At 71.7% G+C, this 13656-nt stretch carries 14 protein-coding genes and 1 pseudogene; 8 read left to right on the forward strand and 7 right to left on the reverse strand.

Features of this window, described 5'->3' with window-relative positions; all coding sequences use genetic code 11:
• Positions 1-123: 123 nt before the first annotated feature.
• On the forward strand, positions 124-1866 hold the full coding sequence (locus tag ACFC1R_RS02555) for a GAF domain-containing protein (protein ID WP_375931401.1): 1743 nt from the start codon (positions 124-126) through the stop codon (positions 1864-1866).
• 91 nt (positions 1867-1957) lie between these two features.
• Here the strand turns inward: ACFC1R_RS02555 and ACFC1R_RS02560 are convergent, their stop codons facing one another.
• The 3 genes from ACFC1R_RS02560 to ACFC1R_RS02570 form a co-directional block, all read right to left on the reverse strand.
• On the reverse strand, positions 1958-2797 hold the full coding sequence (locus ACFC1R_RS02560; protein ID WP_375931404.1) for an HAD family hydrolase: 840 nt from the start codon (positions 2795-2797) through the stop codon (positions 1958-1960).
• 206 nt (positions 2798-3003) lie between these two features.
• Positions 3004-3606 (reverse strand): hypothetical protein, encoded by a 603-nt coding sequence (locus tag ACFC1R_RS02565; RefSeq protein ID WP_375931407.1) that lies wholly within the window; start codon positions 3604-3606, stop codon positions 3004-3006.
• A gap of 253 nt (positions 3607-3859) precedes the next feature.
• The gene (locus ACFC1R_RS02570; RefSeq protein ID WP_375931410.1) at positions 3860-5089 is read right to left on the reverse strand and encodes a serine hydrolase domain-containing protein; all 1230 of its coding nucleotides are present in this window, start codon (positions 5087-5089) and stop codon (positions 3860-3862) included.
• Positions 5090-5170: 81 nt separating this feature from the next.
• On the opposite strand from ACFC1R_RS02570, the gene ACFC1R_RS02575 reads away from it, so the two are divergent.
• Positions 5171-5479: a hypothetical protein gene (locus tag ACFC1R_RS02575; RefSeq protein WP_375931413.1), complete on the forward strand. Its 309-nt coding sequence runs from the start codon at positions 5171-5173 to the stop codon at positions 5477-5479.
• Between the two features lie 117 nt (positions 5480-5596).
• Positions 5597-5836, forward strand: a pseudogene (locus tag ACFC1R_RS02580) (LLM class flavin-dependent oxidoreductase); the annotation flags it as partial.
• A gap of 45 nt (positions 5837-5881) precedes the next feature.
• Here ACFC1R_RS02580 and ACFC1R_RS02585 read toward each other — a convergent pair.
• From ACFC1R_RS02585 to ACFC1R_RS02600, 4 genes are all read right to left on the reverse strand, one after another.
• Entirely contained in the window at positions 5882-6274 is a 393-nt protein-coding gene (locus ACFC1R_RS02585) for a type II toxin-antitoxin system VapC family toxin (RefSeq protein WP_375931416.1), read from the reverse strand.
• Entirely contained in the window at positions 6271-6552 is a 282-nt protein-coding gene (locus ACFC1R_RS02590) for a hypothetical protein (protein ID WP_375931419.1), read from the reverse strand. Before ACFC1R_RS02590 ends, ACFC1R_RS02585 begins: the two co-directional genes overlap by 4 nt.
• A 181-nt stretch (positions 6553-6733) precedes the next feature.
• On the reverse strand, positions 6734-7990 hold the full coding sequence (locus ACFC1R_RS02595) for a hypothetical protein (protein WP_375931422.1): 1257 nt from the start codon (positions 7988-7990) through the stop codon (positions 6734-6736).
• A 47-nt stretch (positions 7991-8037) separates the two neighbouring features.
• On the reverse strand, positions 8038-8316 hold the full coding sequence (locus ACFC1R_RS02600; protein ID WP_375931425.1) for a hypothetical protein: 279 nt from the start codon (positions 8314-8316) through the stop codon (positions 8038-8040).
• A 121-nt stretch (positions 8317-8437) separates the two neighbouring features.
• Between ACFC1R_RS02600 and ACFC1R_RS02605 the strand changes: the two genes are divergently transcribed.
• From ACFC1R_RS02605 to ACFC1R_RS02625, 5 genes are all read left to right on the forward strand, one after another.
• The gene (locus ACFC1R_RS02605) at positions 8438-9325 is read left to right on the forward strand and encodes an LLM class flavin-dependent oxidoreductase (protein WP_375931428.1); all 888 of its coding nucleotides are present in this window, start codon (positions 8438-8440) and stop codon (positions 9323-9325) included.
• A gap of 411 nt (positions 9326-9736) precedes the next feature.
• Positions 9737-10549, forward strand: a complete 813-nt coding sequence (locus tag ACFC1R_RS02610) for a hypothetical protein (protein ID WP_375931431.1) — start codon at positions 9737-9739, stop codon at positions 10547-10549.
• Between the two features lie 79 nt (positions 10550-10628).
• Complete coding sequence (locus ACFC1R_RS02615; protein ID WP_375931434.1) at positions 10629-11606, forward strand: hypothetical protein; 978 nt, start codon at positions 10629-10631, stop codon at positions 11604-11606.
• Positions 11603-12541: a hypothetical protein gene (locus tag ACFC1R_RS02620; protein WP_375931437.1), complete on the forward strand. Its 939-nt coding sequence runs from the start codon at positions 11603-11605 to the stop codon at positions 12539-12541. The genes ACFC1R_RS02615 and ACFC1R_RS02620 overlap by 4 nt, the downstream gene beginning before the upstream one ends.
• Complete coding sequence (locus ACFC1R_RS02625; protein ID WP_375931440.1) at positions 12538-13590, forward strand: hypothetical protein; 1053 nt, start codon at positions 12538-12540, stop codon at positions 13588-13590. Before ACFC1R_RS02620 ends, ACFC1R_RS02625 begins: the two co-directional genes overlap by 4 nt.
• Positions 13591-13656 lie beyond the last annotated feature (66 nt).

The following is a 13656-nucleotide window of genomic DNA, read 5'->3' on the forward strand; positions in this document are numbered from 1 at the left end:
CCGGGGCGTCGTCCCGGCCAGGCGAAGTCGGGCCAGCCGAGGTCTGGTCGAACGGGAGCCGGCCAAGCGGGAGCCGCCCCGGAGCTCGCCAGGCCGGCCGCCGCCGACCAGACCCCGCGCCGGGTGCCGGAGATCGCCTCGCTCGGTCTGGACACCCTGGTCACCGAGGTCGCCGAGCGCCTCCAGTCCGCCGCCGCCGTCACCGACCGGATGCAGCGGCTGCTGGAGGCGGTGGTCTCGGTCGGTGCCGGGCTCGACCTGCACGCGACGCTGCACCGGATCGCCGCCGCCGCCGCCGAACTGGTCGACGCCAAGTACGCGGCCCTCGGCGTGATCTCCCCGCAGGGCGACGGGCTCTCCGACTTCATCCACATCGGCATCGACGACGAGACCGCCGACGAGATCGGCCAACTCCCCACCGGGCGCGGCATCCTGGGTGCCCTGATCGAGCGGCACGAACCGCTGCGGCTGGCCGACCTCAGCACCGACCCGCGCTCGTCGGGCTTCCCGCTGCACCACCCGCCGATGACGTCCTTCATCGGCGAGCCGATCCGGATCCGCGACGAGGCGTTCGGCAACCTCTACCTGACCGAGAAGCAGAGCGGCAGCGGCGCCTTCACCCCCGAGGACGCCCAGGTGCTGCACGCCCTGGCCGCCGCGGCCGGGGTCGCCATCGAGAACGCCCGGCTCTACGAGGAGGGCCGCCGCCGCGAGCGCTGGATCGCCGGGGCCGCCGCCGTCAGCACCGCGCTGCTCTCCACCGACGAGGCCGAGGTCGCCCTCACCGTGGCCGCCGAGCAGGTCCGCGAACTGGCCGACGGCGCGCTGGGGATGATCCTGCTGCCCACCGGCGACGGCCAGATGCGGGTGGCCCACGCCTCCGGTGAGGCGGCCGAGTTCGTCCGGGGCGAGCTGCTGCCGGAGGGCAGCTTCGCGTCCCGGCTGCTGGCCGGCGAGAGCGTCTACCTCGACGACATGTCCACCGACCCCGAGGTGGAGATCCGGCTCGCCCGCAACTTCGGTGCCTCGATGGCCGTTCCGATGGTCGCCGCCGGACGGGTCCTCGGCGGGCTCTGCGTCTGGCGCCGCCACGGCGCACCGCCGTTCACCGAGACCGAGAAGCAGCTCGCCCAGACCTTCGCCTCGCAGTCCGCGCTCGCCCTGCGGCTGGCCGAGGGCCAGCGCGACCAGCAGCGCCTGGCCGTCTTCCAGGACCGTGACCGGATCGCCCGCGACCTGCACGACCTGGTGATCCAACGGCTGTTCGCCACCGGCATGATGCTGGAGGGCGCGGCGCGGCGCGCGATCGTCCCCGAGGTCCAGGCCGGCATCGGCAAGGCGGTAGACGAGCTCGACGCCACCATCCAGGAGGTCCGCACCACCATCTACGCGCTCCAGCACGACGACCACGGCGACGCGCCCGACAACCTCCGCTCGCGTGTTCTGCGGGAGGGCAGCCAGGCGGCCGCCGCACTCGGCTTCAAGCCCTCGATGACCTTCACCGGACCGGTGGAGAGCCTGGTCGGCGACCGAACCGGGCGCCAACTCCTCGCCGCGCTGCGGGAGATGCTCTCCAACACGGCCCGGCACGCCCGCGCCTCCCGGGTCGGTGTGGAGATCGACGCCACCGTTCACCTCGACGCCGAGGGCCACCCGGTCTCGGGCGCCCCCGAGTCGCTGGAACGGGCCGGCCGGCCCGGGGTGCTGCTCACCGTCACCGACGACGGCGTGGGCATCCCGCAAGGCGGCCGCCGCAGCGGCCTGAAGAACCTCGCCCGGCGTGCCGAGAACCTCGGCGGCGACGCCTGGCACGAGCCGGGCCTGCACGGCAAGGGCACCTGCGTCCGCTGGTCGGCACTGCTCTGACGTCAGGTCAGTCAGCGGTCGCGCCAGCCGGCCTGCTGCTTCAACCGGCCTGCCGCTTCGGGCGGCCCGTCACTTCGGTCGGTTTGCCGCTTCAGCCGGCGTGGCGCTTCAGCAGTTCCTCCACCGCCACCGCCACGCCGTCGTGCTCGTTGCTGACGGTGTGCTGGGCGACCGCCGCCAGCACCTCGGGATGGGCGTTGGCGACGGCGTACGAAGTCCCGGCCCAGGCCAGCATCTCCAGGTCGTTCGGCATGTCGCCGAAGGCCACCACCTCGGAACGGTCGATCCCCTGCTCGCGACACCAACTCGCCAGCGTACTGGCCTTGGTGACGCCGAGTGAACTTATCTCCAGCAGGGCGACCGGTGCCGAGCGGGTGATCTCGGCGAGGTGCCCGGCGACCCGGCGGGCCTCCACGAGGAAGGAGTCCGGGTCGAGGTCGGGATGCTTGGCGAGCAGCTTGTACAGCCCGCGCACCGGGCCGCCCGGCGCCAGCAGCTCCTCGGCCGGAGCGGCCGGCTGGTGACGGTCGTCGCTCTCGCCCCACATCCGGAGCTGGTACTCGGGCTCGCGGGCGAAGCCGTCCAGGTGCTCGAAGGCGAACGCGGTGCCCGGCAGCGCGGCGCGCAGCGCCGCGACCGCGGCCAGTGCGTCCACCGGGCTCAGCGGGAAGACCTCCAGCGTCTCGCCCCGGCGCACATCGACGATCGCCCCGCCGTTGGAGCAGATCGCCACGCCGTGGCCGCCGATGTGCGGGCCGAGCTGCTGCATCCAGCGCGGCGGCCGACCGGTGACGAACACCACCTGCACGCCGGCCTCCTCGGCCGCCGTCAGGGCGGCGGCCGTCCGTTCGGAGACGGTCCCGCTCGGGCAGAGCAGGGTGCCGTCGAGGTCGGTGGCGATCAGGCGGGGGCGCACGGCGTTGGTGGTCACCGCTCCATCTTCGCTCAACTGTCGGACGTCGTCCCCGTCCCGGGTTCCCACTCGGCCGGTACCTGCCCGGCCGGTGTCCGTCCGGTCCGCCCGGCAGTCCCGGTCCGCCCGGCGCGCGCCCGGCGTACGGTCGCTGCCGCGCCGCGCCGCGCCGTGCCGCTCGCCGTCTCGCGGCCGCTGTACCGCCGCCGGGCGTTCCGGTCGGGTCAGGAGTGCCAGATCTCCTTGATCTCGGTGATCTTCCCGGCGGAGTCCTGCACGATGTCGTAGACCGGGAACGCGGAGCAGGTCAGCGGGGGCTTCACTGCCTGGCCGCCGGCCAGGCAGTCGCCGATGTGCGTCCAGAGCTCACCGACCGGGACCGTTCGGTACGTGACCGCGTCGGTGACCAGTTGAGCCTTGACCGTCGGCGCGAAGTGGTACGCCGTCTCGCCGCCGGTCGCCTCCCAGTGGCCGTCGTTGGGGTCGCAGACGAACTTGGTCGCCTTGGCGTACATGGTGTCCTGGGTGGGCTTCTTCACCGGCTGCACGATCCGGTGGCCCGCTGCGGGCTTGCTCGGTGTGCAGTCCGCACCGGGCTCCGCACCCGCGCCGGGGGCGTCCGGGGCCGCTCCGCCGGAGGTGGCTGCCTTCGACGTGCCGGCGCCCGGCGCGGCCGCCGCCGGAGTGGACGCCTGCGGGGCCGCTGCGGCGGTGCCGGCCGACGACCCGGCCGAGCTGCCGCCCGCGGCGTTGTCGGGCCCGCACCCGGCCAGTCCGAAGGCGGCGGCGGTGAGTACTACGGCGGTGAGCAGTCTGCGCGAGGACATCGCGGCGGTTCCCCCAAGGTCATGCGTGGCCGAGTCGTACTGACGGCCAGACAGGCTATCCACCCACCCGGACAGCCGCCCACTCGGCCCGCGCACCGACCTCGTCCCCGCCTGTTCCCGTTCCTGTGCCCGCTCTTGCTCCCGGCCCGCCGCTGCTCGCCCGTTCCGGCCCCGGCCCGCGTGGCGGCCTCGGGCAGGGGCCGTGCGGGGAGCGGGAGGAGGGTGACCTCTCCGGTGACGGTCGAGGACGGCGTCAGTGTGCCGCGGGCTTGAGGACGGCCATCAGCAGGCGGCCGGAGAGCGCGGTCGGGCGGCCGTTGTTCAGGTCGGTGGTGGAGACCGAGAAGACGCCCTTCATGGACAGGTCGCGGGTGGCGAACACGCCGTTGGCGTAGCCGAGGTCGTGGCCCGTCTTGCCCCAGAGCACGGTACCGTCCGGAAGCGGGTTGCCCATCAGCCCGGCGCCGAAGCAGGCCGGGCCCGGATTCCCCTTGCTGTCGGTGCAGTTGGAGGCGTCGAAGTACTTGATCACCTTGCCGTCGTCGCCCTTGGGCAGCCGGAACATCTCGTCCAGCTGGGCGGCGGGCAGCAGCCGGCCCTGGAACAGCGCGGTGATGAAGTGGTCCAGGTCGGCCGGGGTGGAGATCATGTTGGACGGGTTGCCGCCCTGCTCGCTGACGTCGACCGGCTCGCCCTCGCTGCTGGTCATGTACCCGTGCAGGTACGGGCGGGGCATCCGGGTGTCGTCCCCGGGCACGGAGGTCTGCGAAAGGTGCAGCGGCTTGATGATTCGCTTGGTGACCTCGTCCCCGAAGGAGTTCCCGGTGATCTGCTCGATCAGCTTCCCGGCGATCCGGAAGCCCAGGGAGTTGTACTGCTGAGCCGTACCGGGAGCGAAGGCAGGGCCGGGAGCCGGGCGGGGGCCGACGGGGCGCAGGGTGTCCTGGATGACCTGATCGAAGGTGCGGTAGTCGGACCGGTGCGCGATCCAGTAGTCCGCCGTGTGCTCCGGTGCGCCCTGGTCGACGTCCGGCAGGCCGCTGGTCATGTTGAGCAGTTCCCGCACGGTGATCGGTGCGAAGGTGTCCGGCAGCAGGCCCGGCAGGTAGTGCTGGACGGTCTGGTCCAGGTCGATCCGACCCTCCGCCGCCAACTGCAGGGCCACGACGCTCTCGAAGGTCTTGGAGATGCTGCCGATGTGGAAGTGCGCGTTGACCGGTGTGTGCCGCCCGGTCACCGTGTCCCCGGACGAGCCCTGCCACACCTGGCCGCCCTTGACCACCCGCGCGATGGCCCCCGCCGCCCCGTCCCCCGGCTGCGGCTCGATGGCCGCCTGCAGTGCCGCCGTGTCCAGGGTCTGCGGTCCGGCCTGCGCCGACACCCGCTCACTCGCCGAGGCCTGCCCACCGGCCACGGCCGTGGTCCCGACCGCTGCCGCACAGGCGAGGCCGAGGGCCGAGACACGTCGTACGAACTTGCCCACTGTTGACTCCTGCGTCCGTCGACACCGCCGAGTGCGGCGCCCCGGTCACAGCCTGTCCCGCCGTCTCGTCCCGGGGTACCGGTGATCGCCCTGACCGGACCCCGAACCGACCCTGATGTTGCATCAGGACCCGAGCCGGCTCCGCAAGCGGCTCTGCCGGGACGGGTCGACCGCATTCAGCGAGATCAGGCGCCGGCTGTCCGCCTGGTCGAGTTCAGCCAAGGCATGGGGCAGGCCGGCACACACAGTGGCGATAGCCGCACCGAGACCCACCAGCCCGCCGTGCTCGTGATTCTGACGGTACTCGATGCGGTGCAGTTCGACTCGGCCATGGCGACCACCTCGAGTGGGCGGCTCAGCTGCTTCGTGTCGTTCGTGACAACGATCTGAAAGGTGTCCGCTGCCGCACGCGCACAGAGGTCGACGTCCCTGGTTCCCGCCCAGCCGCTGGGTTCGGCCACGTGCTCGACGGCGTGGTGCTTCAGGAGCAGCCGCACGATCCGTGTCATCGGACGTCTGAGCACAGTGATCCTCCCCATCCACCGGTGGGCCGAGGGGCAGAAGATCTGGCGGCGAGCCGAGGACCTCGGGTTCCATGCCGCGTACACGTACGACCACCTGTCGTGGCGGTCGTTCCGGGACGAGCCGTGGTTCGGGGCGGTCCCGACGCTGACGGCGGCTGCTGCGGCGACCGAGCGGATCCGGTTGGGGATGCTGGTGACGTCGGTCAGGCCTCGTTCACCCATCGCATGCTGACCTGCGAAGACGCGGCAAGCGGGTCGGCGTAGGCGTTCAGATCGGCTCGACTGCGATGCGCGGGTGGCACAGCCGGCGCAGGTTGTCCGTGTCGCTCGTGACGATGGTGACGTCGCCGCGCTCGAAGTGGGCCGTGGCCGCGAGCATCGCATCGATGGCGTACGTGTGGCCGTGCAGCCCTTCGGCTGCGAGCAACTTGCTTGCGGTGCGTGCGATCTCCTCCGTGATGGGGCGTACCTTGGCCAGGGAGACGGCATGGTCGAACGCGGCCTGCGGCACTTTCGGGTCGCGGGCTTCCACCAGTGTCGCCGCGCTCGTCACGATCAGCAGATCGAGGTTGCGTGCAACGTCCAGCCACACGGTCATGTCGCGGTGCCGGCGGGAGAGTTTGGAGAGCGCCTCGCTGTCGAGAACGAGAGTGCCGCTCACGCGGCATCCGCTGGAGCGGAGCTGCCACGGTGGGCTGCGTGGTGAGCGCGGATGCGCTCGGCCCTGGCCGCCACCTCGGCTGGATCGACTGGGCCGTGCTCTGCCTCGGCGGCGGCGATGTACTCATCGATGGCTTCGCGCTGGAGCTGCCGCTGCACGGCCTCCTCGATGTAGGAGGAGACGCCCTGCTTCCCGGCGCGGGCGCGAATAGCCTCCAGCGTCTCGGCGCGCAGGGAGACGCTGGTGACACGGGTCTTGCCACGGCGGGGTGCATCCATGGCAGAAGTGTATTACGCCGTGTGTGAAGATGGGGGAGTTGCATTGTCGGCTCGCCGGAGGTGAGCTCGCCGAGGTGGGAGCCGACTGTGGAGACACCTGGGCGGGGCCCCTGGCCGCAGTACCGGGCCTTGCGCTGCGTGCTTCGTCGCTGCGGGGGAATGTCAAGGCCGATATCCGCTCCTACGGGTGATCGGGCTGACGCGGTACGCGCCGCGCCCTGCTGAGCTTCCGCCGTCGGCCGCTGGCGGCGAGCTCGCTGAGGCGCTCGCCGATCACGGAAACTCCGGGGCGGGGCTCCTGGGCGTAGTACCAGGGCTTGCGTCGGCGCAGCAGTTCCTCGCCGTGCTCGATCCAGGTGAATTCGGGTTTCCTCAGCAGCTTCCGGAACACCACGTCGGTGGTTTCCGGGTAGGCGGCGACCAGTCGGCGGATCGGTAGCGGCGCGATCGACTCTTCGCGCAGGTACGTGCGCAGGCGGTCCTGGTACTGCCTGCGGCCCGCGAGGGCCGGGTCGGCGAAGAGGTCCCGCAGGAGCCCGTAGTCCGCGTAGAAGTTGAGTCCGTCGACCTCGTCGTAGATGACACCGACGGTGTCCGAGTCCGCGAGGTCCTGCGGCAGTTCGAAGGCCGGGAAGTCGAGGCCCGGGAGCTGCCTGCCTCGCGCGCGATCAGGGTGCTCGGCGATGGCGGTCTCCTGCCGGTGCCGGTAGTAGGCGTTGAGGTGCTTCGCGGCTTCGGCTGGGGGAAGGACCAGTTCGTCGGCGCCGGAGAACTCGACGAACGCGGCCCGGTCCTCCCGCATCCACTCCCACCCCTGCTCGATCTTCTCGGGGTTGCGGAAGACCAGTTCGGGTTGGCTGGTCGCCAGTTGGACTGCGGCCTGGGCGACCTCGGTGGCGCTGGACTTCGGGTAGGACGACATCATCCCGGAGATCAGCCACACGCCGTCGGCCGAGTGGACAGGCACCAGGCAGGTGAGGAGGAAGCCTCCCTTGGACACTCCGCGGAAGGCCCTCGACCCGACGTTCGAGTACACGCGGTACTCCAAGTCGTCGACCAGGTTCAGCAGGACGACCGCATCCCCGTCCTTGCGCTGGACCTCGAAGATTCCCTCGACCGGGTCACGCCAGCCGAGCAGCATCTCCCGATCGACCTCACTCAAGTCCCGCCGTGACGCGACGAATCGGTCCACCACGGTCGCACCGTCCGGCAGGCGGTACCGCAGGATGAAGTGGTCGATGATCTGGACCGCTTCACCCTCGTCCAGCAGCCGCTCCGGGCCCGCGGCCTCCAGCAGGAGCGGAGTTAGCCACCGGTCGAAGCGCGCGCTCTGCCCGAAGCTGACCAGATCCCCCTTCAACTCGGCGCTGCGCTCGATGAGATCGATGAGCGAGCGCTCATCGATGCCGTGATTCGCGTCCCGTACGGCCTCCGCCACGTCGTACCTTCCCTCGCAATCCGGTTCCGAAGAGATGCGCGAGCTGCTCAGCCGACCCAGTACCGGTAGGCCTCGATCCACTCGGCGCCGCCCGGGGCAGGGGTCGGCATCGGCAGGTCCAGGATCCCGATCCTCTGTCGATCGGGGCCGCGAGAGCACAGCGCGACGATCCGGCCGTCCTGACCGAGGTCGACGCCGCGCACGGTCACCTCGACTCCGAGGACCGCCGTGATGAACGGCACCGCGAGGTTCTCCTCGACCATGGTGAACAAGCCGGTCAGCTGCTCGTCCTCGCCGTAGGCGTCGACGGTTGCCTCATCGATCATGGCCTCAAGCTCGGCTTTGCCCAGAACACCCATGGCGCCACGGTAGCGGTCACGCAGGTGACGTCGCGGCGGGTTGCCCGGACCTCATCATCCTCCGGAGCGAAAGCGTAGGGTCGGCAGTATGCGTCTGAGCACCGTGATTCTCCCCATCCACCGGTGGGCCGAAGGACAGAAGATCTGGCAGCGCGCCGAGGACCTCGGGTTCCATGCCGCGTACACGTACGACCACCTGTCGTGGCGGTCGTTCCGGGACGAGCCGTGGTTCGGGGCGGTCCCGACGCTGACGGCGGCTGCTGCGGCGACCGAGCGGATCCGGTTGGGGACGCTGGTGACGTCGCCGAACTTCCGGCACCCGGTCACGTTGGCGAAGGAACTGGTCTCGGTCGACGACATCTCCGGCGGGCGGCTGACGGTGGGGATCGGGGCCGGCGGGGTCGGGTTCGACGCGACGGCGATGGGACAGGAGCCCTGGTCGCCGAAGGAGCGGGCGGACCGGTTCGGGGAGTTCCTGCCACTGCTGGACAAGCTGCTGACGCAGGACGCCACGACGGACGAGGGCCGCTTCTACTCGGCGGTGGAGGCACGGAACATCCCGGGCTGCGTGCAGCGGCCCAGGGTGCCGTTCTACGTGGCGGCGACCGGTCCGCGCGGTCTGCGGCTCGCGGCGGAGTACGGGCAGGGCTGGGTGACGTACGGCGACCCGCGCGGCCCGGCGGACGTACCGGTGGAGCAGGCGCCCGCGGTCATCGCGGCACAGCTCGCCAAGCTGACGGCGGCCTGCGAGGCGCAGGGCCGGGACGCGGCCACCCTGGAGAAGGTGCTGCTGCAGGGGTCGACCGCGGAGAAGCCGCTGCAGTCGGTGGGGGCGTTCGTCGACTGGGCGGGGACGTACCAGGAGATCGGCATCACCGAGCTGGTCATCCACTGGCCGGTGCCGGACTCGATCTTCGAGAACGACCTCGCGGTCTTCGAGGAGATCGCCACCGAGGGCCTGGCGCAGCTGGGCTGAGACCTGCCGGAGGAAGGGCGCCGGGGTGTCCCGACGGGCACCCCGGCGCCCTGCTGTGCGGGGGAGCCCGTCGCGGTTCGGTCGCGAGGTGTCCGATCGGTCGGCCGGTGGCCCGACTGTCAGGGACTATCGTGTCGGTGGAGTGCTTGACGGACTCTCACAGTTCCTGCTGAACGTGGTGCGGTCGGTCTCTGCGGAGCCGACGGGGGTGGCCTGGGCCGAGGACCGCGCGCGGCGCCATCCATTCCTGCTGGGGGGAATCCCTTGTCCGCGCCCGACCGAGCGCCGTCCGACCGAGCGTTGTCGGACGGAGCGTCGTCCACCGACGAGCTGCCCGGCGCGCCTGCGCCCGAGCCGCCTGCGACCGAGCCCGAGTCACCCGCGTCCGAGCCGCCCGGGCCCGGGTCGCCTGTGCTCGCGTTCGCGCGCAGGCTGCCGCGTGCCGCGGGCGTCGCGCTGGCGGCGGTCGGTCTGCTCGCGGTCACCGCGACCAGCGCAGCTGTCACCGTCGCCGTGGGCAAGCCGGCAGCCCACTCCACGGTCCGAGCCACGGCCACCACCGCTGCCGGGGCAGCGCCCACGCCCACGCCCACCGCCGCCGCCGCCGCGACCTCGGCACCGTCACCGGCCCGGAGCGCGATTCCGAGTGCCGGCCCGAGCTCGGCCCCGAGCCCGAGCGGGTCGGTTGAGCCCACGCCGGGCAGCACCCTGCACGGCACCGTGAACGGCGATACGCACGGCGGTGACATTCGCTACTTCCTGCTCCCGATGCCGGACGGCGCCGAGCCCTACGGCTCGCCCGACGGAACCGAGTTGAGCGTCAAGGACATCGCGGCCCGGTACAGCAACTCCGGCGAGATCCCCGCAGTGCTGGACTCGTACGGCTACCAGGACGACGGTGCCGTGCGCCGGTACCGCACGGCGGACGGCAAGCAGGAGGTCGAGGCCCGGCTGCTGCGCTTCAAGTCGCGTTCCATGGCGAAGGAGTTCGCGAAGTCGGAGACGTTCAGGAGCGGTCAGAACTTCGGCATCGACGGTGACGGCGAGGCCCACGGGTACCTGATGAAGCCGGACCAGGAGGCGTGGACCGGACGGCTGGTCGGGGTCGGTTACGTCGGTGACGTCCAGTACGAGGTCACCGTCTTCGCGAAGGGCACTCCGGACAAGTCCCAGCTGATGGACGTGATGAAGCGCCAACGCGAGCGGCTGTCCGACGGTGGCTGAGCTTTCGCCGAGGTCCGAGGCACCGGATTCCCGCCCCCCTTCCATGACAGCGGCCCAACCCGCCGTACCGGAGAAGCCAGTGAGCACCAACGAGACCGCAGAGCCTTCCGAGCCCGATCCGAGCCCTGATCCGAGCCAGGGCCTGGGTGAGAGCCCGAGCCCGAGCCCGAGCCGGGACCCGAGGCCGACGGTCGGCTCCGACGACGACGCCGTGCCGCTCGACGAAGCCGAAGCCGAAGCCGAGCCCGAACCCGAGCCCGGACCCGAAGCCGGACCCGAGCCCGGACTCGAAGCCGAACCCGAACCCGAACCCGGACTCGAAGCCGACTCCGAGGCCGCCGCCGGGCTGAAGGCGGAGCCGAGGTCCAGGCGCAGCCCGCGCACCGCGACGGTCCTGGTGGGTGCCCTGCTGCTGGGCCCGCTGCTGGGCGCCGGGCTCGGCTACACGGTCCAGGCCGACCGTCCGGAGACACCGCTGCCGTCGCTGCACGTCGCCGCGCCGAGCTACCCCACCACCGCTCTGGACGCAGAGGCCGCAGCCGAGGCGGCACCGAAGCCGCTCGCCATCGACGGCGACCTGCGCAAGCTGCTGATCAGCAAGCCCGACGGCGCGGACGACTGGGACAACTACGGTCACGGCGACGGCTCGGGCTGGCTCACCGTCGGGGCGAAGGCGGGCTCGTACGGGGGTGCGGACAAGGAGTTCACGCAGCTGGTCCGCGACGGCTTCCGCCGGGACGCGATGGTCGCCTGGACCAAGGGCGGCAACAACTACCGCGTCGAGCTGATCCAGTTCGACGCGGACCACGCCTACTCCGCGATCGACTGGACCGAACGCGACGCCGCCGGCCTCAAGCTGGACGGCACGGTGCACGGCACCTACCTGGTGCGGACCGAGAAGAACCACTTCGCCGACAGCACCAGCACCTACTACTTCGGGAGCGCCACGGCCCGACGCGGCAACGTGGTGATGGTGGTCGGCATCTACTCCCAGAGCCAGGTCCCCGCCGATGAGCTCAAGAGCATCGCCGAGCAGCAGTGGGAGCGACTGGTATGAGCGAGACCGCTGCCACAACCGGGACCACCGACACAGCCGGGACCGCTGCCACGGCCGGAACCACCGACACGGCTGAGACCGCTGCAGCCGGGACCGCAGGCCGGGAACCCAGGGCGCAGCGGCCCGAGCCGACGTCCCCCGTCCCCCGGGAGCCGGCTCCGGCTGCGGAGCGGCCCCGAGGTCCCAGGGCGAACCCGGGCCTGGCACTGCGTGCGGGCGCGGCGGTGGTCGCGGCGGCGCTGCTGGGGGTCGGGATCGGTGTCGGCATCCTGAAGGTCCGGTACGACGGCCCGGCTTCCGCCGCTGCCGCCCCGGCGCCTGCGGCCACCGCCTCGCCGAACGCCTCGGCGCGGCCCTCCTCCGGTGCGGAGCCCGACGGCACGCACGTCGGTCCGATGCGCGACCTGCTGCTGCCGATGCCCGCCGGGTACCAGCCCGGACCGGACGCCGGGGCGTACGGCAACGACACCGAGCTGACGGAGGACCAGCGCGGTTCCTGGGCCGAGGACATGGTCAGGACCATGCCGGAGAAGCTGCGGGACGGCGTGCGCAAGGTGTGGCAGGACGTGCCGCTGAAGGGTGGCGGGGTCCGCAGTTACGCCACCTCGCCCACCGGTGATCTGGTGGTCACCATCTGGCTGCTCCAGTACCGACAGGACGCGGTGAAGGCGGACAACGCCTTTGTGGGCGCGATGGCTTCGGACTCCGGGCTGTTCCGCGAAGGACCGCAGATCCCTGGGCACCAGGAGGCGCACTGCTACCTGCCGGCTGCTCCGCCGGGGGATAAGCTCGACGAGCTGATCTGCTCGGCCGTCGTGGGAGACCTCAGGGTCGAGGCGCAGGTGGAGGGCGTCGCGCCGCTGCCCAAGGACAAGGTCGTGACCCTCCTCCGCCGGCAACTCGACCGGCTCGCCCTGCCAGGAGTACCCGCATGACCGAGAACACCCGCCGGGACACACCGGTAGCGCCGTCGACAGTGCCGTCCGCCGGGTCGGCCTCAGCGTCTGCCGCCGGGCGGGCCGCCGAGTCGACCACCGCTCCGGTCACGGATCCGGTCGCCGGGGCGCTCGCCACCGAGGACGTCCGAAACCCGCGCCGTCCGTCCGCGTTGCGCTGGGGCGCGGCCGCGCTTCTGCTGTTGCTCTCGGGAACGACGACGGCGGTCGCGGTCATGGCGCGGCCCCGGACCGACATTCCCGGACTGCGGACCGCGAGCGACGGACGCTACGTGTTCCCGGCGCTGACGCTGCCTCCGCTGCCCTCCGGTAGGCCCGCGCCGGGTGCGGACCCTGCCAACCGGCGCCACTACGCGGACCTGCGCCTGCTGCTGTTGCCCGCTCCCGAGGGTGCCTCGGGCGCATCCGGTGCCCCGGCCTCCGCGGGTACGGTTGCGTCCGCGAGCCCGACTCCGTCGGGGAGCACGCCCCCGCCCGCAGGTGCCGCCCCGTCCGCGAGCGCCTCGCCGTCCGGGAGTTCGGCCTCCGCCGCGAGCGAGTCGCCCGCAGCAGCCGCAGCCCCGGCAGGCACCGCGACCGCCGCAGGCGCCGCCTGGGCGAAGTGCTCGGACTACGCGGACCGTTTCGAGTCCCCCGCGAAGCCCACCGCCCTGCTCGACGAGAACGCCTGCCGCGCCGCGACCCGGCGCGTCTGGACCGCACCGGACGGGACCCGTACCGAGATCTGGCTGCTCTCCTTCGGCTCCGAGGCCGAGGCGGGAGCCTTCTACCGTGACCTCGGTACGGAGGAGCTCAAGGGCGTACCGGCCCTGACGGACGTCCATCTCCCGATCGACGTGGGGCCGGGCAGCCGGGCCAGGCTGATGTCGGCCGGAAGGGCCGCCGGTGGTGCCAAGGACCCGGTCGGCCGGGTGGCCGGCCTGGTCAACGGTGACGTCTTCGCCTCGGTGGCGATGAGCAATCCGAAGGGCGTTCCGGCCTCCGCCTTCCAGCAGGTGACGATCCTTCAGGCCGACATGCTGAACTGACGCCGTTCGACACCGTGGGTCCGATCCCCTAGGGGAAAGGGCCCGCGGTGTCATCCTGCAGACGCA

This window comes from Kitasatospora sp. NPDC056138 (assembly GCF_042264695.1).
Classification (GTDB): Bacteria; Actinomycetota; Actinomycetes; order Streptomycetales; family Streptomycetaceae; genus Kitasatospora.

Bases quoted from the DNA above. Each gene is read 5' to 3' on its own strand.
- ACFC1R_RS02590 (WP_375931419.1), bottom strand. From the start codon at position 6,552: ATGGATGCACCCCGCCGTGGCAAGACCCGTGTCACCAGCGTCTCCCTG.
- ACFC1R_RS02605 (WP_375931428.1), top strand. From the start codon at position 8,438: ATGCGTCTGAGCACCGTGATTCTCCCCATCCACCGGTGGGCCGAAGGA.
- ACFC1R_RS02620 (WP_375931437.1), top strand. From the start codon at position 11,603: ATGAGCGAGACCGCTGCCACAACCGGGACCACCGACACAGCCGGGACC.
- ACFC1R_RS02600 (WP_375931425.1), bottom strand. From the start codon at position 8,316: ATGATCGATGAGGCAACCGTCGACGCCTACGGCGAGGACGAGCAGCTG.
- ACFC1R_RS02625 (WP_375931440.1), top strand. From the start codon at position 12,538: ATGACCGAGAACACCCGCCGGGACACACCGGTAGCGCCGTCGACAGTG.
- ACFC1R_RS02565 (WP_375931407.1), bottom strand. From the start codon at position 3,606: ATGTCCTCGCGCAGACTGCTCACCGCCGTAGTACTCACCGCCGCCGCC.